The 25,822-nt window shown below is 41.5% G+C and carries 33 protein-coding genes and 1 tRNA gene; 23 read left to right on the top strand and 11 right to left on the bottom strand.

Going from position 1 to position 25,822, the window contains the following annotated elements:
• Positions 1-104 precede the first annotated feature (104 nt).
• Entirely contained in the window at positions 105-335 is a 231-nt protein-coding gene (locus C7B70_RS17945; RefSeq protein ID WP_106370384.1) for an addiction module protein, read from the top strand.
• Positions 332-622, top strand: coding sequence for a type II toxin-antitoxin system RelE/ParE family toxin (locus tag C7B70_RS17940; protein WP_106370369.1), 291 nt, complete (start codon positions 332-334; stop codon positions 620-622). Before C7B70_RS17945 ends, C7B70_RS17940 begins: the two co-directional genes overlap by 4 nt.
• A gap of 7 nt (positions 623-629) precedes the next feature.
• Here the strand turns inward: C7B70_RS17940 and C7B70_RS17935 are convergent, their stop codons facing one another.
• From C7B70_RS17935 to C7B70_RS17925, 3 genes are read right to left on the bottom strand one after another with little or no spacing between them, the layout of a single operon-like run.
• A complete protein-coding gene (locus tag C7B70_RS17935; protein WP_106370368.1) occupies positions 630-869 on the bottom strand; it encodes a CPCC family cysteine-rich protein in 240 nt (79 codons plus the stop codon).
• A gap of 2 nt (positions 870-871) precedes the next feature.
• Positions 872-1,717 carry an S-formylglutathione hydrolase gene (gene fghA / locus C7B70_RS17930; RefSeq protein ID WP_106370367.1) on the bottom strand — a complete coding sequence of 282 codons (846 nt, stop codon included), beginning with the start codon at positions 1,715-1,717 and terminating at the stop codon, positions 872-874.
• Positions 1,718-1,744: 27 nt separating this feature from the next.
• The gene (locus C7B70_RS17925; RefSeq protein WP_106370366.1) at positions 1,745-2,407 is read right to left on the bottom strand and encodes a Uma2 family endonuclease; all 663 of its coding nucleotides are present in this window, start codon (positions 2,405-2,407) and stop codon (positions 1,745-1,747) included.
• A 130-nt stretch (positions 2,408-2,537) separates the two neighbouring features.
• Between C7B70_RS17925 and C7B70_RS17920 the strand changes: the two genes are divergently transcribed.
• Positions 2,538-2,622: transfer RNA gene (locus C7B70_RS17920), tRNA-Ser, on the top strand.
• Positions 2,623-2,667: 45 nt separating this feature from the next.
• Here C7B70_RS17920 and C7B70_RS17915 read toward each other — a convergent pair.
• From C7B70_RS17915 to C7B70_RS17890, 6 genes are all read right to left on the bottom strand, one after another.
• Positions 2,668-3,435, bottom strand: coding sequence for an MOSC domain-containing protein (locus tag C7B70_RS17915; protein WP_106370365.1), 768 nt, complete (start codon positions 3,433-3,435; stop codon positions 2,668-2,670).
• Between the two features lie 13 nt (positions 3,436-3,448).
• Positions 3,449-4,408, bottom strand: a complete 960-nt coding sequence (locus C7B70_RS17910) for an FTR1 family protein (RefSeq protein ID WP_106370364.1) — start codon at positions 4,406-4,408, stop codon at positions 3,449-3,451.
• Between the two features lie 94 nt (positions 4,409-4,502).
• Positions 4,503-4,949 carry a bacterioferritin gene (locus C7B70_RS17905; RefSeq protein WP_106370363.1) on the bottom strand — a complete coding sequence of 149 codons (447 nt, stop codon included), beginning with the start codon at positions 4,947-4,949 and terminating at the stop codon, positions 4,503-4,505.
• Positions 4,950-4,957: 8 nt separating this feature from the next.
• The gene (locus tag C7B70_RS17900; protein ID WP_106370362.1) at positions 4,958-5,959 is read right to left on the bottom strand and encodes a helix-hairpin-helix domain-containing protein; all 1,002 of its coding nucleotides are present in this window, start codon (positions 5,957-5,959) and stop codon (positions 4,958-4,960) included.
• A gap of 31 nt (positions 5,960-5,990) precedes the next feature.
• Positions 5,991-6,992 (bottom strand): multicopper oxidase domain-containing protein, encoded by a 1,002-nt coding sequence (locus C7B70_RS17895; protein WP_106370361.1) that lies wholly within the window; start codon positions 6,990-6,992, stop codon positions 5,991-5,993.
• A 103-nt stretch (positions 6,993-7,095) separates the two neighbouring features.
• A complete protein-coding gene (locus tag C7B70_RS17890) occupies positions 7,096-7,548 on the bottom strand; it encodes a hypothetical protein (RefSeq protein ID WP_106370360.1) in 453 nt (150 codons plus the stop codon).
• A gap of 244 nt (positions 7,549-7,792) precedes the next feature.
• Between C7B70_RS17890 and C7B70_RS17885 the strand changes: the two genes are divergently transcribed.
• The 17 genes from C7B70_RS17885 (at position 7,793) to C7B70_RS17805 (ending at position 20,537) form a co-directional block, all read left to right on the top strand.
• Positions 7,793-8,467 (top strand): TIGR04283 family arsenosugar biosynthesis glycosyltransferase, encoded by a 675-nt coding sequence (locus C7B70_RS17885; RefSeq protein ID WP_106370359.1) that lies wholly within the window; start codon positions 7,793-7,795, stop codon positions 8,465-8,467.
• Positions 8,468-8,515: 48 nt separating this feature from the next.
• Entirely contained in the window at positions 8,516-8,896 is a 381-nt protein-coding gene (locus C7B70_RS17880; protein ID WP_106370358.1) for a DUF4359 domain-containing protein, read from the top strand.
• Between the two features lie 275 nt (positions 8,897-9,171).
• Positions 9,172-9,864 (top strand): manganese catalase family protein, encoded by a 693-nt coding sequence (locus C7B70_RS17875; RefSeq protein ID WP_106370357.1) that lies wholly within the window; start codon positions 9,172-9,174, stop codon positions 9,862-9,864.
• 214 nt (positions 9,865-10,078) lie between these two features.
• Positions 10,079-10,846, top strand: a complete 768-nt coding sequence (locus tag C7B70_RS17870; protein ID WP_106370356.1) for a sirohydrochlorin chelatase — start codon at positions 10,079-10,081, stop codon at positions 10,844-10,846.
• The gene (gene cobA, locus C7B70_RS17865; RefSeq protein ID WP_106370355.1) at positions 10,846-11,622 is read left to right on the top strand and encodes a uroporphyrinogen-III C-methyltransferase; all 777 of its coding nucleotides are present in this window, start codon (positions 10,846-10,848) and stop codon (positions 11,620-11,622) included. The genes C7B70_RS17870 and cobA overlap by 1 nt, the downstream gene beginning before the upstream one ends.
• A 68-nt stretch (positions 11,623-11,690) precedes the next feature.
• The gene (locus tag C7B70_RS17860; RefSeq protein WP_106370354.1) at positions 11,691-12,401 is read left to right on the top strand and encodes a Uma2 family endonuclease; all 711 of its coding nucleotides are present in this window, start codon (positions 11,691-11,693) and stop codon (positions 12,399-12,401) included.
• A complete protein-coding gene (locus C7B70_RS17855) occupies positions 12,398-13,342 on the top strand; it encodes an RluA family pseudouridine synthase (RefSeq protein WP_106370353.1) in 945 nt (314 codons plus the stop codon). Before C7B70_RS17860 ends, C7B70_RS17855 begins: the two co-directional genes overlap by 4 nt.
• 517 nt (positions 13,343-13,859) lie before the next feature.
• Positions 13,860-14,384, top strand: a complete 525-nt coding sequence (locus C7B70_RS17850) for a phycocyanin subunit beta (protein ID WP_106370352.1) — start codon at positions 13,860-13,862, stop codon at positions 14,382-14,384.
• Between the two features lie 68 nt (positions 14,385-14,452).
• A complete protein-coding gene (gene cpcA, locus C7B70_RS17845; protein WP_106370351.1) occupies positions 14,453-14,941 on the top strand; it encodes a phycocyanin subunit alpha in 489 nt (162 codons plus the stop codon).
• Positions 14,942-15,079: 138 nt separating this feature from the next.
• The gene (locus tag C7B70_RS17840) at positions 15,080-15,961 is read left to right on the top strand and encodes a phycobilisome linker polypeptide (protein WP_106370350.1); all 882 of its coding nucleotides are present in this window, start codon (positions 15,080-15,082) and stop codon (positions 15,959-15,961) included.
• A gap of 96 nt (positions 15,962-16,057) precedes the next feature.
• Positions 16,058-16,393 carry a phycobilisome linker polypeptide gene (locus tag C7B70_RS17835; protein WP_106370349.1) on the top strand — a complete coding sequence of 112 codons (336 nt, stop codon included), beginning with the start codon at positions 16,058-16,060 and terminating at the stop codon, positions 16,391-16,393.
• Between the two features lie 19 nt (positions 16,394-16,412).
• Positions 16,413-16,649, top strand: coding sequence for a phycobilisome linker polypeptide (locus C7B70_RS17830; protein WP_106370348.1), 237 nt, complete (start codon positions 16,413-16,415; stop codon positions 16,647-16,649).
• A gap of 7 nt (positions 16,650-16,656) precedes the next feature.
• Positions 16,657-17,460: a HEAT repeat domain-containing protein gene (locus tag C7B70_RS17825; RefSeq protein WP_106370383.1), complete on the top strand. Its 804-nt coding sequence runs from the start codon at positions 16,657-16,659 to the stop codon at positions 17,458-17,460.
• 14 nt (positions 17,461-17,474) lie between these two features.
• Positions 17,475-18,092 carry a HEAT repeat domain-containing protein gene (locus tag C7B70_RS17820; RefSeq protein ID WP_106370347.1) on the top strand — a complete coding sequence of 206 codons (618 nt, stop codon included), beginning with the start codon at positions 17,475-17,477 and terminating at the stop codon, positions 18,090-18,092.
• Positions 18,093-18,107: 15 nt separating this feature from the next.
• The gene (locus C7B70_RS17815; RefSeq protein ID WP_106370346.1) at positions 18,108-18,950 is read left to right on the top strand and encodes a phycobilisome rod-core linker polypeptide; all 843 of its coding nucleotides are present in this window, start codon (positions 18,108-18,110) and stop codon (positions 18,948-18,950) included.
• 39 nt (positions 18,951-18,989) lie between these two features.
• A complete protein-coding gene (locus tag C7B70_RS17810) occupies positions 18,990-19,730 on the top strand; it encodes a phycobilisome rod-core linker polypeptide (RefSeq protein WP_106370345.1) in 741 nt (246 codons plus the stop codon).
• A 45-nt stretch (positions 19,731-19,775) separates the two neighbouring features.
• Complete coding sequence (locus C7B70_RS17805; protein WP_106370344.1) at positions 19,776-20,537, top strand: phycobilisome rod-core linker polypeptide; 762 nt, start codon at positions 19,776-19,778, stop codon at positions 20,535-20,537.
• 4 nt (positions 20,538-20,541) lie between these two features.
• Here the strand turns inward: C7B70_RS17805 and C7B70_RS28430 are convergent, their stop codons facing one another.
• Both C7B70_RS28430 and C7B70_RS17800 read right to left on the bottom strand, forming a co-directional pair.
• The gene (locus C7B70_RS28430; protein ID WP_255409353.1) at positions 20,542-20,676 is read right to left on the bottom strand and encodes a hypothetical protein; all 135 of its coding nucleotides are present in this window, start codon (positions 20,674-20,676) and stop codon (positions 20,542-20,544) included.
• A 143-nt stretch (positions 20,677-20,819) separates the two neighbouring features.
• Positions 20,820-21,644: an acyl-CoA desaturase gene (locus tag C7B70_RS17800; protein ID WP_106370343.1), complete on the bottom strand. Its 825-nt coding sequence runs from the start codon at positions 21,642-21,644 to the stop codon at positions 20,820-20,822.
• Between the two features lie 80 nt (positions 21,645-21,724).
• On the opposite strand from C7B70_RS17800, the gene C7B70_RS17795 reads away from it, so the two are divergent.
• The 3 genes from C7B70_RS17795 (at position 21,725) to C7B70_RS17785 (ending at position 25,686) form a co-directional block, all read left to right on the top strand.
• A complete protein-coding gene (locus C7B70_RS17795; protein WP_199192339.1) occupies positions 21,725-22,963 on the top strand; it encodes a methionine gamma-lyase family protein in 1,239 nt (412 codons plus the stop codon).
• Between the two features lie 228 nt (positions 22,964-23,191).
• On the top strand, positions 23,192-23,455 hold the full coding sequence (locus C7B70_RS17790) for a hypothetical protein (RefSeq protein WP_106370342.1): 264 nt from the start codon (positions 23,192-23,194) through the stop codon (positions 23,453-23,455).
• Between the two features lie 200 nt (positions 23,456-23,655).
• The gene (locus C7B70_RS17785; RefSeq protein ID WP_106370341.1) at positions 23,656-25,686 is read left to right on the top strand and encodes a filamentous hemagglutinin N-terminal domain-containing protein; all 2,031 of its coding nucleotides are present in this window, start codon (positions 23,656-23,658) and stop codon (positions 25,684-25,686) included.
• The last annotated feature ends 136 nt before the right edge of the window (positions 25,687-25,822 follow it).

Here is a 25,822-nt window from a genome sequence, read left to right as displayed (position 1 = left end):
TCGCATTACACTAATTAGTAAATGCGATCGCTTCTAATTAATTCTTGGGACTTGGGCTAAACTTATTACGATACAAGCACTGGTTAAGCATTTGGCAAAATGTTATGCGGTCAATTGAGCAACTGACAGAAGAAATATTATCTTTACCTAGTAGATCAAGAGCAATTCTAGTAGAAAAGCTAGTAGAAAGCTTAGAGTTTGATATCGACCCAATTATTCAGGCAACTTGGCTCGTGGAAGCAAAGAAAAGACGGGATGAAGTGCAAAGCGGCTCTGTACAGACAGTTACAGGAGATGAAGCTTTGTCTCAAGCAAGGTTATTACTTGAGCAATGAAATATGTATTTCACCCTGAAGCCCTAGCAGAGTACGCTGATGCGGTTCAACACTACAAAAAACAAAGAACTGAGTTAGCGCAGGCATTTATTAATTCTATTGAGGATGCAGTATATCAAATTAAAGAGTATCCCACTCGTTATCTTGTGATTAATGAGGATATGCGGCGTTGTATGACGCGCAAATTTCCATATATGATTCTCTATACTGTTGAACAAGACTATATTCTGATTTTGGCGGTAACGCATTGTAGCCGAGAACCTGGATACTGGAAAAGCCGCAAATAGTTATCCATCAAGGAGTTTCTTCAGGCAATGCCTTTCTAACGTTGCCCATAAATTCTTCTTTAACTGCTCCATATTTTACAAAGTTTTCCCTTGCTTTTAACAAACTAATTTCATTAGCTCCGCCTTCATAATTCGGAGCTTTACTTTGGGTACTATCATCTTCCCAGAAACAAACTGGACAGATTTCAAACGTTCCACAAACTTCGGTAAATGTTAAATAACCGCAGCAAGAGCATGAATAGTGCATATTTAATCACACAAAATGGCGGCATGGTGGCAAATATGATCTTCAATAAAGGTAGCAATAAAGTAATAACTGTGATCGTAACCGGGATGAAAACGCAGAGTTAAAGGCTGCTTCACCGCCTTACAAGCCTCCTCGAACAAATGGGGCTGAAGCTGGTCTAAATACTTATCCGCCGCACCTTGGTCAATCAAAATTGGGCGCTGATAATTAGATGTAAGCACAAGTTCAGTAGCATCATACTCCTTCCAAGCTTCCCTATTAGTTCCGAGGTATTTGGTAAAAGCTTTATCAACCCAAGGAGAACGCAAGGGGGCAACAATTGGCGCTAGGGCGGACACTGACTTATATAGCTCCTGATTTCTCAAAGCACACACTAGCGCCCCATGACCGCCCATAGAATGCCCAAAGATGCCTTGTTTGTCTGCTCGTACTGGAAAATTATCGGTAATTATTGCGGGTAATTCTTTAACAATGTAGCTGTACATTTGATAGTTTGCTTTCCAGGGTGCAAGGGTCGCATCTACATAAAAACTCGCCCCACTACCAAAATCCCAATCCTCATTTTCGCATTCTATTCCTGTATTGCGCGGGCTAGTATCGGGGACAACTAGCATCAAACCATATTGGGCGGCGAAACGTTGCGCCCCTGCTTTGAAAGTAAAATTTTCTTCTGTACAAGTCAAACCAGAAAGGAAATACAGCACTGGGACGCTTTGAGAGGAGGCTTGCGGCGGCTGGTAAATAGAGAAACGCATTTCACTATTACAGGTTTGCGATTGATGGTTGTAAAAGCCAACTGTACCGTCAAAACAGCGATTTTCGCTTAATAAATTAATAGATGCAGACATGAGGAGACAAGATAACTATCCTAAAAATTATAGCGATCGCATCTGTTCTTGCAGCCAAGTACGGAAAGATAGCTTAGTTTGGGTTTCGCCTTCAGTATTACACTGCGCCAAAAATTCGTAAATCTTTGACTTAGTTAGTAAGGGAAAAGTAGGGCTAGTAACTGATTCTATATATCGATCTTCATTTAATAGGTAAATAGTTAAAGCTTTGCCGTTATAGCGCCAAAACTCTGGCACTTTCATATCTTGATACAGTTGGGTTTTATTAATATCTGTATGAGTAATATCTACTTCTACAATTAAATCTGGCGGAGGATCGATTGCTAAGTCTACTATCTTACCCCGTACCGCAGGCTCATTTTGAATGTAATAACATTTATCGGGTTCTGCGCCGACTTTTAATTCAGGTTTATTTAGGGTAGTTGAACCCATGCTTTTGAGATTTAGATTAAGTTCTTCAGTCAGAAGCTCAATTAGTTGTCCTATCAAGCTATTAGCGCTTTCATGTTCTTCTAAAGGACTCACAATTTCTAAAGTTCCTTTGTAATAAGTAAGCCGTGCTGCTCGTTTGTTACCAAGCGCCGCTAAAATTTGCTCATAAGATTGCCAACTAAGGTTATAGAAACTAACACGTTTTTCAGCAACGGTTATTTCGATAGGAATGCTTACAGATTCATTGGTTGTAACCATCTAACTATCCTAAATTTATCAATCTTGATCCCAACTTCTATAGTATTGCTTACCAGTTAATAAATTAATTGGTGCAGTAAGTGTCATCCTAAGCTATGATAGTCATCTGTCAGTTTTGACCGACTGAATTGGAGAGGTGGCAGAGTGGTCGATTGCGTCTGACTTGAAATCAGATGAAGTGAAAGCTTCCGGGAGTTCGAATCTCCCCTTCTCCGTTGTCTTTAGCAATACTTGCGCTACTACAAGTGATCGCACAACAACTATTCGCTAACTATTTCCTCTACCGCTACATCTCCGCTACTAATTACTCGCGCTACTACACCCGTTTCTTTATGCCCAAAGTGCTGCTTTAGTAAGGAAAAAAGCTTAATATCTTGCTCTCCCGTATCAGGGTTAACATCAATATTTAGACAACGAGTAATTGGCGCAGAGATTCTAATTCTTGCTTGTCCTATTTGTAATTCTTGCCCTACCCAGTTAAATTCTTCCCAAGCGGGTACGCCTTCTAACACAACGTTAGGACGAAAACGCCGCGCGTCGATTTCTTGTCCTGCGGCGCTTGAAAGTGCGTCTAAAGTCGCTTGACTAACTAAGGATATATGCACAGGTTGGCGATCGCTATAACGGGTTTTACCTCCTGGATCGCCAACTAGGCGCAAAGTTCCTTTCTGGGGACGGTGGGGGGCTATATACGCGCTAAAAAAGCTACTTAGGCGATCGCGTCCTTCTAAAGTATTAGTTGCAGCGCTTAGTAACTCCCGATTGCCCTGATTAATACTCATAATTGTAGTATTACTGTCGTACTGGCAATTTAAAGCGGCTAAAACTGGTAAATCGCACTGCATCGCAAAGTTTTTTTTCTGCATCCAAGGTATGGCAGTGTCGGGAATATCAGTAGTAACATCGTACATTAAAGCAAAAGCGCGATCGCCCGGAATGCCATGATCGCAGAGCAAAAATACGCGATCGCATTTCTGTGGAGTTAGCCCTTTGACTGGATGCGTAAACAATTCTTTGACTAAAGCCATATTATTTTTCAGCTTAATCTCGCCCTGTGCTTAACGGTAATTGAAGTGAAGGCTCAGTTTTTTTATTTACTTTACCGCCTAAACTCCGAAAATAGATACTACCTATAGTTAGCAAAAACACGACGTAAGCGATAGCTTGCACAATAAACAGATTTTCTGTATAGCCAAACAAAGCATTAAATACTACTCCTGGAAACTGGTCATCGGGCAGTATTTTTGATGTATTCCAAACTCTTGCGCCTAAAATACAGGAAGGATTTTTAGTAAATCGTTCGTAGTAAAAGCATAAGCCTTGAGAAGATCGATCCATTTGTGACAACGTTGCAAAAGCTACGTCAAAGTGTCCTAAAGCAGAGACAACTAATCCGGCGACAATTAGTAGCAATAACACCCCCATAGTTTTAAAAAACAAACGAATGTTAATTTTGACTCCCCATTGAAACAGCAATACTCCTATAAAGGCGGCGGTTAAAACCCCTGCTACAGCCCCAAAAGCCGGGAATAAGCCTTGTTGAAAGTTGGCAGTAATAAATAGTACGGTTTCAAAGCCTTCTCGCACTACAGCAATCAAAATCAAGGTGAAAACGCCCCAGCCAGCATTTTTGTCTTGCAAAGCCGCGCTAATTGTTCCTTCTACTTGCGCCTTCATAAATCTAGCTTGGCTAGTCATCCACACTAACATCCAACTCAGCATGGCGATCGCAATTACACTAAATCCTCCCTCTAATAAGGGTTCAACTACCGTCGTGTACTTTGGATTAGCGGCGCTAATAATAGGGATTAAGAGGCTAAAAAGTATTCCCACTAAAGCACTAACAACTATTCCTACTCCTACACCCGCGTAAACCCAAGAGTTTAATCGCTTTTGTCCAGCTTTTTTTAAGCAAGCAAGTACGATTCCTACTACTAATGCTGCTTCTACTCCTTCGCGAAGAGTAATTACAAATGTAGGTATAGCCGCACTAAAATTCATAAGTTTATTTTTGGTATTTTAATTTTGGCGGAAATAGGAATTTTAATGTAGAGACGTTGCAATGCAACGTCTCTACATTAGTTTTTGGATGTCTTTAAACCGCACTACCGCTAAAATCACGCAACATTTTTTTTATTTCTATGTTATGCAATTCTTCCGTACCGATCATTGTCCGCGCAAATTCTTCTAAATAGACGCTAGCATCACTGACCGTCTCAAGCAACAATTTATACAAGTCTAACGCGCGCTTTTCGTGATTCAAACTTTCTTCCAGAATATTTTTGACTGAATGTTGGAAAGTTTCTTCCATTGACGCAATTTTTAAACTGGGATGTCCTTCTAACCCTGTGAGGATTTCCCCTACTTGCTGGGCGTGGGTAAGAGATTCGGTTGCTTGCATTTTAAAAAAATCTACAATCGGGATGCGATTGGGGCCTGTCACCATCAAGGAATAATGAGTATAACGTACTACTCCCGCCAATTCGCATTCCATGATGGAGTTAAGCAAAGTAATCGCTTTTTCTTGGTCAAGTTCGCGCATATTTTTTATTAGTTAGTAGTGGTATTACTGTCTAACACTTTCTGCGACTCTTTTTCAATGGTTTTAATCAACTGTGTAACTACAGCAGGAGGATTTACAGGCGTAGCGGGAGGAATCACAGAGGGCCAATTTTTACTTAATTCGCTCATGTTACTAGCAATCAATTTATCGGTATCTGCACTTGCGGCGCTTACTTGGCTGGAAATACCTTTGTATAACTCCTCTGCATAAATAACAAAACCACGCGAGTCTTGATACTCAATGGCGGCGGATATTTTGCCATTGGCGATCGCTGCGGTATATTCAGAATTAGCCGTGTCTAGCAATCCGTTGATTACTTGTAAGACAAATTCTGGCGAAGATCGCATTGCGTCTGGCAAAAATGCGATCGCATTATCTACCGATTTTACAGCTTCAGTAAAATTAGTATCTATTTTTGCAGATTTAGCTTTCACCAAGTCTTGCAAACTAATCAAACTTGTTTTAAATTCTGGGACATTACGCTCGTTTAATTGATCCTCTACATCTACATAAATTTCTTCTACTGGATGTCCAATATGAGGTTCAGCTTGAGCGGGTTTTTGTAAGTCTAGGAGTTCTTTAGCCACGAACAAGTGTCCCTTCATTAATCCCAACTTAGTCATGTAATCGACATCTTTAGCAACACCTGTAAGCACAATATCCTCAATTGTCACCATGTCTTTAATTTGCTCGTATTGAGCTTGATTAATTACCTTTTTACTTACTAATTCTTCAGGGCTGCCATAAGGACGTTGGGCTTGAATTTGGTTAGATAAAGCCGGAATACCTAACTTTGCCTCTAATTTATCTAACTCCGATAAAATAGCATTATTAATATTAATTCTGTTTTTGCTTGCAACTACCACAGGACTAGAAACGTTACTAGGCGCAACATTTGGCGTTGTAACAGATGGCGTTTGATTGCAGCTAAATAAAACTGAGAGCATAGCCGCCGCAAAAGTGAGAGACAAAAATCGTAGAATAGACATGGTATTTATTTACTGTGAGTGAAAAACTTTACTAAATTGCTGGAAAAACTTCAAATAAACCCATACATCCCTCTTGGGCGATCGCATCTTGATGAGGATGGAACATATATTTGCCCGGATATTTGTAAGCAAATTCTAAAATATGTCTCTCCGCCGTCCCCATTGTAATTACGTCGCTTTCTTCCGTAGGTTTAAGAGTTCTACCCGTTCTATAAACTTGAAAAAAGTTAGCATGGAGGTGAAAAGTAGCTGCCGGATCGAACTCAATCATGTTAAGCAAATAAAGCCGCACTAGCTGATTTTGATAGATAGGAATCGGATGAGTTTTATAATAATTTGGTTGCCCATTGAAGGCGTAAAACTCATTTTTGTTATCATCGTTTGTATCAAATCCTCCCATAACTAGCACGATTTCATCAGCCGGGGGGCGAGGTTTGGGCGGATCGATAATCAACATTCCATACAATCCCTTGCTAATGTGCCGTGTTACAGGTTCAACATGGCAATGGTATAATTGAACGCCAAAAGGTTCGGCATCAAATTCATAAATTGCCGCATTTCCGTGACGTACAGGGCGCAAACCATCAGCTTCCGCCGGATGAATACCGTGAAAGTGCATAGAATGGGAATGTCCGCCATTATTGTAAAATACTACCCGGATGCGATCGCCTTGAGTTGCCCTTAGTGTTGGCCCTGGGATGCGATTATTAAAGTTCCAAGTATTAAAATCAACGGCACTATTTAAAGCAATTGTTGAATTTTCAGCAACAATTTTATACTCTCTAACCGTCCGTCCTTTTTCCCGCTTTACCGTTCCATAATCAAAATCCCGCAAGATTGCCATCGGGTTATTGCTATCTTTTGGCAAGTCATTAGAGGAGATGTTCGGGATTCGCACAGGTGTAGACTTTTGATTGAGTGCTTGATAAGCAAAGGCTGCACCCGTAACACCTACCCCGGCTAAAGCAACTTCTAAAAATTGTCTGCGACTCAATAATAGCTTTGCCTTAGTTTGTAGTGTATCGTTTCCCATGTTGTGAGATCGCGCCGCTTCCTAGTTGTTGCAAATTATTTGCAAATACATCCGATGATTAGTATAGGTCATCGCACTCTTATCGTCAATGATTCGCAATAAGTTAATGGTGAATATCTAAATTCAGTGTATAGCGTCCCATTTGCACTTTTTCCGACCATAACTCATATTCCAAACGCAAATTTTCCGGCAAAGTTTGCCCAACCAATTTTAAATTACAGGTAAAATTACGCAATCGCAATTGCTCTTGAGGTTTGAATGATTGACTTTGCAACCAATAGTAGCTATACCCATAAGCGCCTTGTTGCCATGAGTGACGATAACTTACTTTACCGCTTGCTTGCATACTCATTGTTACCCGGTAAGGGGAAATATCAAGCCAGAGTAAACGAGGAGTAGCTAGTTCTAACTGCTGCAACGGTGGTTCGTGCAAGACTATATGGAACTGTTCGCAGGTTTTTTGATATAGTGTTGCAGCAGTTTCTACAACTGACCATAGGGGTAGGTCTGTGGAGACTAGAGACAAACTTACAGGCTTGCGATGTTGAGTAAGCATGATGAATAAAAAACAGACTTAAAAAGCCTTTAATTCTTGTATTGTGGGATAAGATGCGATTGTCAATGCCCTTTGCTTAAAGTGAGACAAAGACCTTCCAGTAAAGCTTGTACTGAGAACTATTGTAACTTAGTCCTCTCAGCTAAAATCTTTACTATCAACGATTTAACCCACGAAAATTTTTCTTAATGTTGACTGTTTTTCAATAAACTTGTTCCGTTTTCATTTCGGTAGTCACCAGATTTTGATACATTCTGCTCGTATTTCTGTAATTATTCCTGTTTTAAATGAGGCTGAAAATATTGCTGCTACTATTGCTAGTACAAAAAATGTCGAGGTAATTGTTGTCGATGGCGGTAGCCAAGATAGCACGGTGCAAATAGTAAAAGATTTAGGAGTAAAAGTTTTAGTATCTAATACTGCTAGTCGCGCCCAACAAATGAACGCTGGCGCACAGACTGCAACCGGAGAGATTCTGTTATTTCTGCACGCTGATACTCGTTTACCGATTCAATTTGATACTATGGTTTATCGAGCAATTGCGAGTAATGTTGTGGCGGGTGCGTTTGCCTTGAGAATTGATAGCGCTTTATGGAGGTTAAGATTAGTGGAAATGGGTGTAAATATGCGATCGCGCATTTTCGCGTTACCCTACGGAGATCAAGCTATATTCCTCAAGGCTCACCTATTCCACGAATTAGGGGGATTTGCTAATTTACCAATTATGGAAGATTTTGAACTAATTTGTTGTTTGAGACGTAGAGGACGCATTGCAATTATTTCTACTCCCGTTATTACTTCAAAAAGGCGCTGGCAAAAGTTAGGAATCATGCAAACTATTTTCATTAATCAAGTAGCAATAATTGCTTACTTACTCAGTATCTCTCCGCAAAAGATTGCTAATTGGTATCGGCGTTAACTAAGGCTGCACATAACGGGTATAACGAACTAGTATCAAAAATAAATAATGAAAAGCTTAAAACCGCTTGCATCCATTAGTTTATTTATTTTAGCTGGGTTAGGGATAGCAATGGCGACAACTAACCCAGATTCCTCAACTTATGAAGAATATGCAGCAGAACAACTTACTACTTATTTAAAAGAGGATGTTTGTAGCCAAGTACCTAAAGCTTTTGAAGCATTAGTTCAAGACTCATGTGCCTCCTTAATCGACTCCAACCGTCCGCAGATAAAGCAAATTATTGTTCGCAGTACGCAAAGACAAAATTTTATTTTCTTTAGTATTTATCGCACTAACTTGTCAATTAGTTCTGTTGTGCCTCTATATCGTTTTCAAACAGTTGGAGTAATGCAAAACTTTTATACTTATTCTGCCAAATCACAATAAAATATTAATTTACAATTTCAAATACATATTTGTATAAAATAGCTTTTAATCAAGTAGGAATATAATTTTATTCATTCGTAAAAGCATGTAATGTTAATTTTTACCACGTAAGTTCAAATACCAAATCTTTCTTAAGGTGCATGATAGCGTTTAATGCATCTACTAACATAAAAAAGAAGCAAGACTAAAGTTATTTAACAATAATTATTTAGGTTGAGTCAAAAGTCAGGTAGTTTGCTAGTCTGCCGATCTATTTTTATAAAAGAGAGAAATTCATGTTTTTTCACAAGAAAGAGACTATTCATACAGTAGATATTAAGGAAGCCGATCCGCGCTTTGCTCAACTACTTTTAGAGCAATTCGGTGGAGCTACAGGTGAATTATCCGCAGCTTTGCAGTACTGGGTACAATCTTTTCATATTGAAGATGCAGGCATCAAAGATATGCTCCAAGATATTGCCATAGAAGAATTTGGTCACTTGGAGATGGTAGGAAAAATGATCGAGGCTCATACAAAAAACGTTGATCAAACCGAAGCTTATAAGAGTACTTTGTTCGCGGTACGTGGTATGGGGCCACACTTTCTAGATAGTCAAGGCAATACTTGGACGGCAAGCTACCTTAATGAAGGTGGAGATGTAGTCCGCGATCTTAGAGCAAATATTGCTGCCGAAGCTGGAGCGCGTCAAACTTACGAAGCTTTGATTAAGTTAGCTACTGACGAAGGTACAAAAAAGACTCTTGTGCATTTATTGACTAGAGAGATTTCTCATACGCAGATGTTTATGAAAGCGTTGGATGCGATGGGTAAATTAACCGATCCAATGTTTGGTAGCATTCAACCCGATGAAACCGTTGATATCTACTACAACTTATCATCTAATGGCAAAGATGAGCGCGGTCCTTGGAATTCTGAGCCAACTTTCCGGTATATTGCCGACCCAGCCGTAGAAAGTCAAGCTAAGTAATTTACGTGATTAGCCTAATTTAACTAATAGAAGTCAGCAGTAAATATACTGCTGACTTCTACTTTTTATGTTAAAAATACTACGTTTGAATATAAAAATTTTAAAATTGGATGTTTAATTGCCAACCCATAACGCAGCAAACTATACAGACTAAGTAGGATGCGAGCGCCTATATTAATAAAATAAGTACAAGTTGCAACTAAATACTTACCTAATGCCTTCAGCCTATTTGTTAGTAGCTCATGGAAGCCGAGATCCGCGTCCTCAAATTGCTATGGAGCAACTAGCTAAAATAATTTATCAACACAAGTTATTAGATGTTAGTACCAGCAAAAATAACTCCCGTAAAAGTGCTGACAATTTACTGACAGTTATAGAACCCTTAGTAGATATAGCTTACTTAGAGTTAGATCCGCTCCCTTTACATGAACAGATTAAACAAAAGTGCGATCGCGCATTAGCTCACGGATGCGACCGATTGAAAATTTTGCCTTTATTTCTGCTTCCTGGAGTTCATGTCATGGAAGACATACCTGAAGAAGTAGAAAAAGCAAGGCAAATCAGCAGCCCGAAAATAACTATAGACTTGCAAGCTCATTTAGGTACGGGGACGGGCTTAATTGAGTTATTAACCCAGCAGATGGCAAATACTACCGTCGAAGCATGGATACTAATCGCTCATGGTAGCCGCCGCCCTGGCGCTTTAGCGCCTGTAGAAGAAATTGCCAGGAAATTAGGCGTATTTTCGGCTTACTGGGCTATACAACCAAAATTAGAGACACAGGTAGAAAAGTTAGCTAATATTGGCTATAAAAAAATTGGCATTGTGCCATACTTCTTATTTGCGGGTGGGATAACTGATGCAATTACTGCTAAGGTAGACGAGCTAAAAATACAATTTCCTGCGATTAATTTCCAATTAGTTGAACCATTAGGCGCTAGTACAGAACTTACAAATTTAATTATTAATTTAATTGATTAATGAACGATAACACAGAGAAAAAGTGTTTGGGAAAGGTTTACTTAGTAGGTGCAGGGCCAGGAGATCCGGGACTATTTACGCTTAAAGGTAAAGGACTATTAGAGTGTGCGAATGTCGTAGTTTATGACGCTTTAGTTAGCGCGGCAATTTTGCAAATGATTAATCCTCAAGCTGAAAAATTGGATGCCGGAAAACGTCGAGGTCGTCATTCTTTAAGTCAAGCAGAAATTACTCAATTATTAATGAATAAAGCTCAAAATAACGCTGTAGTAGTACGTTTAAAAGGTGGCGATCCGTTTGTATTTGGTCGCGGTGGCGAAGAAATGGCAGACTTAATAAAAGCTGGAATAGCAGTAGAAGTTGTCCCCGGCGTAACTTCAGGAATCGCTGCCCCAGCCTATGCAGGCATCCCATTAACTCATCGAGACTATAGCTCCTCAGTTACCTTTGTCACCGGGCATGAAGGCGCAGGAAAGTACCGCCCAATCGTCAAATGGAGTGCGATCGCTCATGGCTCAGAAACGATTGTAGTTTACATGGGAATTCACAATTTACCCTACATTATTGAGCAGTTGCAATTAGCCGGATTAAGTGTAGATACTCCCATTGCTTTAGTACGTTGGGGGACAAGAATCGAGCAAGAAGAATTAGTTGGAACGTTAGCAACAATTGTCAAGCAGGTGGAAGAATCTCAATTTAGCGCTCCGGCGATCGCAGTTATTGGGGAAGTAGTAAACTTACATCATATTTTGCCTAGCTATCGCCCAATTAGCTAGTTTTATTGTATCGACCAAGCAATTAGTTAAAATAAATAAATTAACATCCAACGATTGAGAGAACAGCAATGGTAGCCTCCGATGTCACTCAAAAAGATATCATCTACCCCGACAGTGACGGGCAACCGATGGCAGACAATACCAAGCAGTTTGAATTGATTGTACTGATTAAAAAAAACTTGGATTTATTGTTTGCAAATGATGCAAATGTGTTTGTTGCTGGCGACTTACTTTGGTATCCCACTGAAGGTAACAACAAGCTTAGAGTTGCTCCCGATGTTATGGTAGCTTTTGGCAGACCAAAAGGAGATCGCGGATCTTATCAGCAATGGAAAGAAGACAATATTGCTCCCCAAGTAGTTTTTGAGATTCTCTCCCCTGGAAATACCACTAAGGAGATGACTAACAAATACAGATTTTATCAAAGCTACGGCGTAGAAGAATATTATCTTTATGACCCAGATAGTAATAAATTGTTAGTTTGGCTGCGCTCTGGAGACGAACTAGAAGCTATCGAACAAGTGGCTGGGTGGATGAGTCCGCGTTTAGGCATAAGATTTGAATTGCCTGAAGATGAACTAAAAATTTATCGCCCTGACGGTCAATTATTTCTTAGTTATTTAGAGGTAGAACAGCAAAGGCAACAAGCCGAGGAACGAGCCGAACAAGCCCAAAAACGAATCACACAAGCCGAAGAACGAGCCGAACAAGCTGAATCTCAATTGCAAGCTCTCCGCGCTTTGCTTCAAGAACGAGGAATTGACCCAGAAAACCTGTGATAGAAATTAGTTTACAAATTGAAGAACAAGGCGAAAGATTAGATGTCTATCTTGCCCAAAATCTCAGCGATTTATCTCGTTCTCGTCTCCAACAATTAATCGCCCAAGGAAACGTTCAAGTTAATGGTAAAATCTGCCTAACTAAAAAAGCTACCGTTCAAAAAGGCGATCGCATTTACATTCAAATCCCTGATGTCCAACCTCTAGACCTCAAAGCTGAAAACATACCTCTCGATATTCTCTACGAAGATGATTCCTTGCTAATTGTCAACAAGCCTGCGGGTTTAGTTGTTCATCCTGCGCCCGGTCATCCCGACGGAACTCTAGTTAACGCCTTACTTGCTCACTGTCCCAATTTACCAGGAATCGGCGGCGTACAGCGTCCGGGAATTGTTCATCGTTTAGATAAAGATACAACAGGGGCAATTGCGATCGCCAAAACAGATTTTGCTCAACAACACTTGCAAGCCCAGCTAAAAGCTAAAACAGCCCGGAGAGACTATTTAGGCGTTGTCTACGGCGTTCCAGCTACCTTAAAAGGCACAATTGACCTTCCGGTCGGTCGCCACCCGGTAGACCGCAAAAAAATGGCTGTTGTCCTGATTGAAAAAGGTGGGCGCAATGCTGTTACCCACTGGGAAATTACCGAAAGGCTAGACAACTACACCCTGATGCACTTTCAGCTAGAAACCGGGCGCACCCATCAAATTCGCGTCCATAGCGCTTATATTGGTCATCCGATTGTCAACGATCCTCTTTATAGTTCCGGTAAAGATATCGGCGTAAATCTCCCCGGTCAAGTTCTCCATGCTTGGAAACTCCAACTGCTTCATCCTGTAACTTGTCAACTTATTTCAGTTACTGCACCCCTACCAACAGCATTTTTGACTCTTTTGGAGGTTTTACGGCGCAGAACTTCCGCAATTATTAGCAATATTTAGAAATAATTTTGTTATATAAGTTTACTCAAATATTTATTTTTGCTTTTGTATTTTGTCTAGGTTTGTTGCTCTTGCTACCTTTAGAGAAATATAAAGATAATATTAAACTGCTAATTAAATTTGTTGTAGGTAGAAATACTATTAAGTTTTGTAACGAAGAATTAGGTGAATAAAAGCCTGTAATTGTTGCCATTCAATCAGCCTGACTTATAAAAAAGCTTAAAAGCTAGCATTCATAATTTGTAATAAACATGGTCGCAACAGCATTGTATAAACATAACCTAGAGAGGATAAACAACAGCCAAAGCCATGATTTAGTCAAGTTCGCTCATTTCTCATATAAAAAAGAAATTTCTCAGATTTCTCGCTCTCAAGGTTCAAAACCTTAAGAGGGACTAAGAGAAAAAAACGATCGGCGGCTTGAGTAGAATGTTTTTGTGTCTGTTTTATCTATCCAACATTTTCGCTTTTTAGCAAAACTGCACTCAAAAGTTAAGCAATTAGGAGAATTGAGTTCATGTTAGACGCATTCGCTAAGGTAGTTTCTCAGGCTGATTCAAAAGGTGAATTTTTGAGCAGCAATCAGTTTGATGCACTGTCAAGCATGGTTAAAGAAGGCAACAAGCGTATTGACGCAGTAAACCGAATCAGTACCAATGCTTCTAGCATCGTTTCTGACGCTGCACGCGCTTTGTTTGAAGATCAGCCCCAACTAATCCAACCAGGCGGAAACGCTTACACCAACCGTCGCATGGCAGCTTGTCTGCGCGACATGGAAATTATCTTACGTTACGTTACCTATGCCTTAATGGCAGGCGACGCTAGTGTATTAGATGATCGCTGCTTAAATGGCTTGCGTGAAACTTACCAAGCCCTAGGCGTACCCGGTGGTTCTACAGCTTCCGGCGTACAAAAAATGAAAGACATCGCTATCAACATTGCTAACGATGCTAAAGCTTCCGGTATTGTTCAAGGCGATTGCAGTGCAATCATGTCTGAACTAGCGAGCTATTTCGACCGCGCTGCCTCTTCTGTTGCTTAACTAACAATTAGTTAAGTCAAATACTTGAAAAACAATTGCAAAACAAGTTTAAAGGAGAAATCTAAAAAATGAAAACACCAATTACTGAAGCGATCGCATCTGCTGATACTCAAGGCCGTTTTTTGGGTAATACCGAATTACAAGCAGCCAATGGTAGATTTGCTCAAGCTAACGCTGGCTTAAATGCTGCTCGTGGCTTAACACAAAGCTCACAGAAGCTAATTGACGGTGCTGCTAATGCAGTTTACCAAAAATTCCCCTACACCACCCAAATGCAAGGGCCTCAGTACGCCGCAGATTCACGCGGTAAAGCTAAGTGCGCTCGTGATATTGGTCACTACCTCCGCATGGTTACTTACTGCCTAATTGCTGGTGGTACTGGCCCAATGGATGAGTATTTAATCGCTGGATTAGATGAAATCAACCGTTCTTTTGAGCTATCTCCTAGCTGGTACATTGAAGCTTTGAACCACGTCAAAGCAAATCATGGTATGAGCGGACAAGAAGCCAACCAAACCAACACATACATCGACTACGCAATTAGCGCCCTAAGCTAGTTTTAAAGTAGTTTGCCCGGAAGAATCAGTGAGTGTTGGCGCGACAAATAAATTGTTGCTAACAGTTACTAATTTTTCCGGGCATTGTTTTTCAAGAGCCTCATTATAAAAATCTGAATAGTTGCATAGGGACGGTGTATGAGCGCTTTAATGGTGAACAATTTAGCAAATGCCGGATCGCTTGGGCTTTCTGCGTTTGATGCTTCCTCACGAATTGAACTGCGTCCAGATTGGACAGAGAGCGATTTGCAAACGGTAATTAGATCCGTCTATCGTCAGGTGTTGGGTAACGACTATATTATGAAATCCGAGCGCCTGATCTCGGCAGAATCGTTACTAAGACAAGGCAGCATCACAGTACGCGAATTTGTCCGCGCGGTGGCTAAATCTGAATTATACAAAAATAAATTTTTCTACCCAAATTCAAATCAACGTTTTGTTGAACTCAACTTTAAGCACCTATTAGGTCGCGCTCCCTACGATGAAGCCGAATGGGCAATTCATACCGGACAGTGCGAGGAGCAAGGCTACGATGTAGACATTGATTCTTACATTGATAGCATTGAATACGAGCAGAAGTTTGGCAATAGCGTTGTTCCTTACTATACCGGGTTCATGGTAGATGCGGGAGTTAGAACCGTAGGCTTTACTCGGATGTTTCGATTGTATCGAGGTTATGCTAGTAGTGATCGCGGTTCAGTAGGCGGCAAATCTCCCCGGCTTACCCGCGAACTTGGTCAAAACAAAGCTGGAACAATCGTTAAGCCCTCTGGTGGCGGCTCAAGTTGGAGACATGGCAGTGCTATTCCTCAAGACTCCGCTTCGGCTAAAGCTTTAGGCGGGACTCCTCAAGAAAGCGGACGGATGTTCAAAATTGAAGTCACAGGAATTCTGCAACCAGGTTATCCTTACGTACGTCGCAGTGCTACAGCGATTATGGTTCCCTACGAGCGGCTATCGCAAAAGTACCAAGAAATCGTCCGAAAAGGCGGCAGAATCGTCAGCGTTACACCAGCTTAAGCTAGTGGCTGTTAGCAATTAGATTCAACTTTTTTGAGAAAATTTGATCGAACTAAGGGCTAGCAGCTATTTATTAATTTACGGGAGCAATAATAGATGTTTGGTCAAACTGCACTTGGTAGTAGTCGGCTTAGTGGAGCCGAAAATCGGATGTTTCGCTACGAAGTTGAAGGGATGCGACAGACTTACGAAACAGACCAACTCAGCTATCCGATCCGCGAGAGTGGCAGCTTTTATATTACAGTGCCATACAATCGCATGAATGAAGAAATGCACCGCATCAACCGTATGGGTGGCAAAATTGTCAGCATTGAACCATTGAAACTAGAACATAGTAACAGTCAAGCAAAAATTGAAGCTGCTACAGCTAACCAAAATCTAGAAGCTGAAGGTAAGGGTAAAGCTACAGGCGCTCAAGAAAAAGCAAAATAACTATAAGGAGCCTTAAATAATGTTCGGTCAAACAATCGTCGAAACTGGCGGAATTTCTTCCTCAGCTAGTCGGGTATTTCGTTATGAAGTTACTGGCTTAAAGCAAAACGAAGAAACTGACAAGAATAATCATGGCATTCGCCGTAGTGGTAGCGTATTTGTTACTGTGCCATACAGCCGCATGAATGAGGAAATGCAACGCATTACTCGTTTAGGCGGCAAAATTGTGAATATAGAATCTTTAACTAAAAGCTAAAATGCTGATGGTTGATTCTAGTCCTGAAGCTGTAACGCCGTTAACTGAAGAAAGTGCGATCGCATCTTTGCAGCAAGAAGATTTAAGTCTGCGCTACTATGCCGCTTGGTGGTTAGGAAAATTCCGTATCCGCACAAAGGCAGCCGTAAACGCTTTGATTGTTGCTTTGGCTGACGAAGATCACCGTACTGAGCTTGGCGATTACCCTTTGCGCCGCAATGCTGCTAGAGCGTTGGGAAAGTTGGGAGATAGAAGCGCCATTCCTAGTTTGATTCAATCGTTGGAATGTTCAGACTTTTACGTGCGCGAAGCTGCCGCTCAATCGTTGGAAATGCTCGGCACTACTGCTGCTATCCCCGCTTTAAAGTTGCTACTTAAGGATGGAGTAGAAGCAACAAAGCAAGTTACGGGCAGACCTCATGCTGTTGAGCCTTGCGAAGCTGTAATTGAAGCGTTGGGAAGTTTGGGCGCAACGGAAACTGTGCCACTAATTGAACCATTCCTAAATCAGCCTATCGTAAAAGTACAGTACGCCGCCTTACGTGCTTTGTACCAATTGACTCAAAATGATGCCTATGGGCAGCGTTTAGTTAATGCACTTAATGGCAACGATGTCAAGTTACGTCGGGTAGCTTTGACAGATTTGGGCGCAATTGGTTATTTACCCGCCGCCGAGGCGATCGCAAAATGTGCTGTTGAAAGCAGTTTTAAGCTCATTGCTCTTAAAGGATTATTGGCACATCTTGCCTCAGAAGCCAATTTATCTGAGTCTGCTATCGAGATCATGAGTCTGATGGATTCTTTACTATAAATCGCTAATTTTTAATGGTAGTCCTTCAACTAATCCAAGCCGTCGAACAAGCGTCTGAACCTGCCCAATTAGTGGCAGCAGTACAGGCTTTAGTCGCCGTTAAGGATAAGTCCGCTATTTCTACTTTAATTGCTGTGTTGGGCTATAACAACCCTACTGCTGCGATCGCTGCCGTAGCCGGACTAATTGAACTAGGCACGGATTCCGTGCAACCATTAATGGAACAATTAGATGAGTATAACTATGGAGCAAGAGCTTACTCAATTCGGGCTTTAGCAGCAATTGGCGATCCCCACGCTTTAGAACTATTCCTTGAGTCCGCCGCTACAGATTTCGCGCCTAGCGTCCGTCGGTCAGCAGCAAAAGGACTAGGAACCTTGCATTGGCAGCAATTAGACCCAGAGCAGGTTTATCCGGCGTGGCAAAAAGCCATGCAAACACTTTTATCAATCTCCAGCGATGGGGATTGGTCAATTCGTTATGCGGCAATAGTTGGATTGCAAGCACTAGCAAATATTCCCGAATTAGCAGCGCAAATTAAAATTCATTTTGACTTGCAAATTCAAACGGAATCCGATAGGGAAGTGCGATCGCGGATAATCTGGGCGCAACAAGTTTTATCTCAGGTATAAAAATAGGTCAGTATTATGTCAATACCATTACTTGAAGTTACACCAAAAACGCAAAACCAGCGCGTTGAAGGCTATGAAATCCCCGACGAAGATAGACCAAGAATCTACCGCGCCGCCGATGCCACTTCAGAATCAGATATTAACGATCTAATTTGGGCAGGCTATCGGCAAATTTTCAGCGAACACTTAATTTTAGAAAGTTACCGCCAACTCTACTTAGAATCGCAATTACGCAATCGGGCGATTACAGTCCGCGATTTTATCCGGGGATTGGGTAAATCGGAAGTATACCGCGAATTAGTCGGCGAAACAAATTCTAACTATCGCTTGGTAGATATCACCTTTAAGCGGTTTTTAGGACGCGCCACTTATGACAAAGACGAACAGATTGCCTGGTCAATTGTCATTGCTACTCGCGGCTTACATGGCTTTATAGATGTATTAGTTGACGGTGAAGAATATCGGCAAAACTTTGGTAACGATATCATTCCTTACCAACGTCGCCGTTATAAAGACAGACCATTTAACCTTGTTAATCCTCGCTACGGCAATGATTTTCGCGATCGCCAATCTATACTTGCGATCGGTGGACGTTCTTTCTACCAAACTCGCCAAACTGGAGACGTAACTAAAGAATTAGTCCGCAAAGCTATTCCTAGCAACTTTATGTCAATGGCTGGAGGGCTGTTAGTAACTGAAAACAACTACCAACGTACCATCGCTTCGGTTACTTCCCAAATCAAAAATATGGAACTTCTTGATATGACTCAAGGGCAAAATTCCATCGAACGTACCGTTAAGCCCAAAGAAGCCGCCTTACCCTACCGCTACATCCCCAGTGCGAACCCCAAAGTATAGGCAATTTGTTTACACTAAAACTCACCCGAAGTTATTACCATGTCAATCCCTTTACTTGACTACAAACCTTCTTCTCAAAATCAACGCGTCGCTGGCTACGAAGTACCTAGTGAAGATACGCCTTGGATTTACCGGATTGAAGACTGTCCCGATCCCAATGACGTACTAGAATTAATCAACGCTGCTTACCGCCAAGTTCTCAGCGAACACCAAACTCTGCAATTTAACCGCCAAGTTCAACTAGAATCGCAACTAAAAAACCGCTCTATTAGCGTCCGCGATTTTATCCGAGGAATAGCAAAGTCGGATGCTTTCCGTAACTTGGTAGTAGAGACTAACTCCAACTACCGCCTAGTTGAATTATGTCTCAAACGATTACTAGGTAGAGCGCCTTACAATCAAGCTGAAGAAATTGCCTGGTCAATTAAAGTTGCAACTTTAGGTTGGGGTAGCTTTGTTGATGCTTTAATCGATAGCGAAGAATATCGTAGTAGCTTTGGCGATAATACCGTACCTTTTCAACGCCGCCGTTATAAAGACAGGCCAACTAATCTAGTTACGCCTCGCTATGCTAACTACTGGCGCGACAAACTAGAAACTGAGCGATACAAGTGGGGCGATATCAACAACTTTATCGATATGGCGCAAAGCATCAGTATCCGTATTGTTGTACCCCAGCCAGTCCAGACTGCTAACATTCAAATTCCTGACATGACGCGGGATAATAAAGAAGCAGCCGCTTCAATTAATCCCTCGGCTAGTTTTCCTGCCCGATTATAAAAGTCAGGACTACATTATTCACCCTATTTAATGGAGATAAGCAGTATGGAACTGCCGTTGCTTGAATACAAGCCCACAACTCAAAATCATCGCGTCGCCAGCTTCGGCAAAGCAGACCTCAATGAAGAAACACCTTACATTTATCGGATTGAAAACGCCGACTCTTTGACGGCAATTCAAGAAATAATTTGGGCAAGCTATCGTCAAGTTTTTAGCGAACATGAAACCCTAAGAGCAAATCGTCAGATTCAACTAGAATCTCAAGTAAAAAATCGTAGCATCAGCGTCCGCGACTTTATCCGGGGTCTTGCTAAATCTGCACGGTTTTATGAGATTGTTGTATCGGTAAACAATAACTACCGCTTGGTAGATGTTTGTCTCAAGCGCTTTTTAGGTCGTGCGGCTTACAACAAAGCCGAAGAAATTGCTTGGTCAATTAAAATCGGTACTTTGGGTTTTTATGGCTTTGTTGATGCGTTGCTAGATTCTCAGGAGTATACCGATGCTTTTGGTGATAATGTTGTACCTTACCAACGCAAGCGGATGGAGGGAAGACCCTTTAACCTCGTAACTCCTCGTTACGGCGCAGATTTCCGCGAACAAGTTGGCACAGTCAAAACAGATTGGCGCTTTACGTTGGAAGAATACTACAGCCGCAAGAGCAAAGATCGCCGCCTCCCTGAAGGAGATCCTGGCAAATATCGCGAAATGGCAGCAGCCGTTAATACGAACAACAACTACGCGCAAAAAGTCTCGGCTTTTGATTTAGATTACTTAAGCTTAGTTCCGGTACGTGGCAGGCGTTAGGAAGTTAAGGTAATTTAATTAGCGCAGCGCTAAGAGCGATTTCGTGGAACGCAGCGCTAAGAGCGATCGCACTGGGTTTAGTTTCTGTTTTTATTTGGTAAATAGCTAATACATTTAGTTTTTTGTCAAGTTTAACCAAAGGCTAAACCCAGTTGTATTTTGTACCAATAAAAAAGCCGCTCTCGTTGGAGCGACTTTTAGTAATGTATAAGCTGCGAAAGAAAAAAGCTAAACAAAAATTTGTTTTAAGTTTGATCCCTAACCTAGCCAAGCTATAGTTTTTTACTGTTTTACTGGTACTGGGGCTAGTTTAACGTTCGTAGCTAAACCGAGGGTTTGCAGCAAGCGAATAGTTAGCCACGTTAAATCAAATTCCCACCATCGCAAACCATGACGAGCAGAATACTGGAAAGCATGGTGATTATTGTGCCAACCTTCACCGAAAACAAGTAAAGCTACCCACCAACAGTTAGTAGAATTGTCTCCAGATTCATGGCTGCGATAACCAAATTTGTGAGTCGCACTATTTACAAGCCAAGTGCAATGATAAACCACTACCACGCGCACAAAAATTCCCCAAATCACAAAGGGCCAACCACCCAGAAGTAAAAGTAATACTCCTAAAGCAACTTGAATCCCGATCATGTTTTTTTGGTAAAACTGATAAACAGGGTCATCAGAAATATCCTTGATGTAACGGGAAAGTTCATCTTGGGCAGGTGCGTGATGAATCATCCAACCTAAATGACTCCACCAGAAACCTTTATTAGAATCATGGGGATCTAAATCTTGGTCAGAATGCAAATGATGGATGCGGTGCATTCCAATCCATTCAAAAGGCCCTCCCTGACAAGCAAGGGTTCCGCAAAAAGCTAAAAAATACTCTAGCCACTTGGGGGTTTGAAAGCTACGGTGAGTAACTAGGCGATGAAAGCCTAAAGTAATACCCAATCCTCCAGTTACCCAGTAGAGAAAGAAGGCAACGCCTACGGCTCTCCAGTTAAAAGTACCAGGAATTAGGGCAAGTAATGCTCCAATATGTAGAACCGCGAAAAAAGCGATATTTACCCAGTTAAGTGTGGGTTTTGTTGAGGTGGCAATCGTCATGCAGTACCCTTAATACGAATGGTCTTACCGATCTTAAGTGAATTATTAATGGTTCACTAATCTCGATAGCAGAAAAAGTTATGATTAACAGCGCCCAGATGCTCAGTTCCGCAGAACAAGCATTACTTCCTATCTTTTCTAAAATTGACTCCCAGGTCAAGCAAAACTTGGAAAAAGTCTTAGCATCTTTTCGCGACCACCGGGTAGGAGTTCATCATTTTGCCGGAGTAAGTGGCTACGGACACGATGATTTAGGTCGAGAAACTCTAGACAAGGTATTTGCTCAAATTATGGGCGCAGAAGCAGCCGCCGTAAGAGTACAGTTTGTTTCTGGCACTCATGCGATCGCCTGTGCTTTATTTGGCGTTCTTCGACCTGGGGATGAAATGTTAGCAGTGGCAGGTACTCCTTACGACACACTAGAGGAAGTAATTGGTATCCGAGGTAACGGACAAGGTTCACTATTAGAGTTTGGCATTAGTTACCGTCAATTGGATCTAACTAACGAAGGAACGATCGATTATAAAGCTTTAACACAAGGAGTAAGCGATCGCACAAAATTAGTATTAATTCAGCGATCCTGCGGCTATGCTTGGCGTTCGAGCTTATCTATTGCTGATATTGAAAAAATCGCCCTGATCGTCAAACAGCAAAATCCCAACACTGTTTGCTTTGTCGATAACTGTTATGGGGAATTTATTGAAGACAAAGAACCCACCGCCGTAGGAGCGGACTTAATTGCTGGGTCATTAATTAAGAATCCTGGGGGTACAATTGTCACGGCTGGCGGCTATGTTGCGGGTCGTGCTGACTTGGTAGAGGCGGCTGCTTGTCGCCTGACCGCGCCGGGAATTGGTAGTTATGGGGGGGCAACCTTTGACCAAAATCGGCTGCTATTTCAAGGGCTGTTTCTCGCGTCGCAAATGGTAGGGGAAGCAATCAAAGGCAACCATTTAACCGCTTATGTATTTGACAAATTAGGTTATCCAGTAAATCCTTTACCTATGGCTCAAAGGCGCGATGTAATTCAAGCAATCAAACTCGGTTCGCCCCAAAAAATTATTGCCTTCTGTAAGGCGATCCAACAGCATTCTCCTATTGGTTCTTACTTAGACCCTGTTCCGGGAGAAATGCCAGGGTATGAGAGCTTGTTAGTGATGGCTGGTGGCACATTTATCGATGGTAGTACCTCCGAGTTTTCCGCCGATGGCCCGTTGCGAGAACCCTACGTAGTGTTTTGCCAAGGGGGAACTCATTGGACTCATGTTGCGATCGCTCTTGAAGCTGCGATTGAGGCTGTAGAAGCTGTAGTTACTTAGGTATAAGCGATCGCTTCCTTGAATTGTGTACAGCTATTGTAGCTTGTAGCGGATGCTTAATAGATAGTGAAAGTTAGAGACTGACAGTAAATCAGGATTTTTTTGGTTGGCGATCTATCCAACTTAAATTAATTGAAAATTGTTCCATAATTTTCCGAAATTGACACGAGCCTGATTGAATCTAAATTCAGTGCTAGTTGTACTAAATAATTTCAGAAGGAGAAAATCATGATTGACGATACACAAACACGATTAAGTAATAAGGCTGCCAATCCATTATTACTTGATATACTCAGCGATCGCGAACTAAATGAAGTAATTCAAAAGTCTTCTTCGTCAGGGAAAGTTGAGATTGAAATCAAAGTCTCCCAAAATGGACGACAATCGCTCCTAGTAAACGTAAGGAAATTTGAAGTCTGCCCTTGCGATCCACCTCAGCACGAGGACGGATGTGTTCATAGAGTGGGTGATGATGGTAATCCTATATGTTAACTGATCCAAAAGCATAGAACAGTTGTATGTTATGTGAAAGCCAACTCAAGCACATTACTTGCCATCTTGAACAAGTTAAAGCAATGCCTAGGTAGATTTAGATAAATTATGTAGTTCGAACGAGCTATAAAAGTTCAACTAATAATTTTCTAAAATCATGTATGTGACAGCGTACGAACTATATACAAACAAGTTGCTCAATGATACAGAGACAAAATAACTTTTCCTGGAGGTTAGGGCTATCAATCTCTTTATTAGTTGGCGGCGTGTCCGCCTCTATAAAGTGCGTAATAGCCCAACCTATTCCTGATGAAACTTTGGGTACTGAAAGCTCAATAATTAACAATGTTGACGGCACAAATAGCACTCAAGTTGATGGTGGAGCAACTAGAGGAAGCAACTTATTTCATAGTTTCAAACAATTTAATATTGGTGAAGAGCAAAAAGTATTGTTTAATAGTCCACCTGGAATTAGCAACATATTAACTAGAGTAACTGGAGGTAGCCCGTCCGAGATTCTTGGAAGTCTTGGGGTAATAGGTGATGCTAATTTATTTTTGATTAATCCAAACGGAATTACCTTTGGAGCGAATGCTAAATTAGATTTGAAAGGTTCGTTTATAGCTAGTACCGCTAGTAGCGCGATATTTTCTGATGGAATTCAGTATAGTGCTACAAATCCTCAAGCTGCTTCCTTGCTGATAGTAAATACTCCTACAGGTTTGCAATACCAAGGAACTGAGACAAGTATTCGTGTACAGGGAGTTAGGCTGGCAGTGCAGCCTGGTCAGACCTTAGGACTAATCGGCGGTGAAGTGAATATAGAAGGCGGAAGGTTAATAGCACCAAGTGGAAGAATTGAGGTAGGTAGCGTCGCAAATAATAGTGTAGTGAGCTTGAACCCAACAGCAAAAGGTTGGTTGCTGGGTTATGAGAACGTTTCTAACTTCCAAGACATTTTCATAATAAAGCGCAGTTTTAATAGATTCGCATCTACCCTAAATGCCAGTGGCGGTAGCGGTGGTGATATTAGTTTACAAGGGAAGCAAATACTATTAACTGATAATTCACAAGTATTATCTACAACTGATGGTGTAGGAACGGGAGGAAATTTAGTAGTCAATGCTTCGGAGCTTTTCTTGATCAAAGGTCGTAGTAGTAACCTATCAAGCTTATCTACAGCCACTGGAAGGGGCGGTGACATAACAGTAAATACTGGTAAGTTAATACTTGAAGACGGAGCAGGCATATCAACGGACTCTTCTGCCCTAGTGGAACCTTCTGGAAATATTAGGTCTGCAACAGGGAACGCAGGAAATTTAACAGTGAATGCTCTTATATCTGTAGAACTAAAAAATGGTGGCTCTTTGTCAAGTGGTACTCAAGCTTCTGGAAATGCTGGGGACATCAAAATTAATACTGCAAATTTAATTGTTGATGGATCTAAATCTGGAGTGGCTGTAAGTAGTTCAGGAACAGGAGACGCAGGGAATTTGATGATCGCGGCTCGTACTATTAGTTTAAATAATGAAGGACAACTTACAGCTACAAGTGAAGCGGGCAAAGGTGGCGGCAATATAACTCTTCAGGATTTGGAATCGTTGATATTGCGCGGTAAGAGTGAAGTATCTACTAATGCTGGAGAAGGAAACGGTGGCAATATCACAATTGGTACAAAACTGTTAACCGTTCTAGGAAATAGCAAGATTACAGCCAATGCTCAAGGTTCCGGTAACGGCGGCAACGTTCGCATCAAAACCAAAGGATTGTTTCTTTCTCCTAATAGTGAAATTAGTGCCACGTCTGAAAGGGGTGTAGATGGTGTAGTAGAAATTGATAGGCTAGAGAACGATCCTGAAGGTGCGTTGCTAACTTTACCAGCAGAGCCAGTTAATATTTCGGGATTGATTGCTCAAGGCTGTTCGTCGGGTGGCGGTAGCGTGGCAAGAAGTAGTAAGTTTGTCGTAACAGGACGCGGTGGATTGCCGCCTACTCCTAAAGAAGCTTTTAGAGGTGATGTTGCTTTAGCCGATTTGGGCAAGCCAATTGAAATTGAAGCAACTCAAGCTAAGGTAATTGCACCTACTAATCAAAAGCCGCCAGAATTAAATCCACTTGTGGAAGCTCAAGGATGGGTAATAGGCTCTAAGGGCGAAGTGATACTTACTGCCTCTGCGCCTAACGTTACACCTTTTATTCCTTGGATGAAATCTAGTAGCTGTCATGGGTAGTAGACTTGCTGATCGCCTTTTTACTTGCCATTTTTGGTTGTCAATAAGCTTAATGTTATTAACTAGCGCGATCGCACTGCCACTAAAAGCACAAAACTTAGAAACAGCCCAACTGCCGCCCACGCCTCCCCCCCAG

The organism is Chlorogloea sp. CCALA 695 (assembly GCF_003003885.1).
Lineage (GTDB): Bacteria > Cyanobacteriota > Cyanobacteriia > Cyanobacteriales > Chroococcidiopsidaceae > Aliterella.
This window is presented reverse-complemented; position numbering and strand designations above follow the sequence as displayed.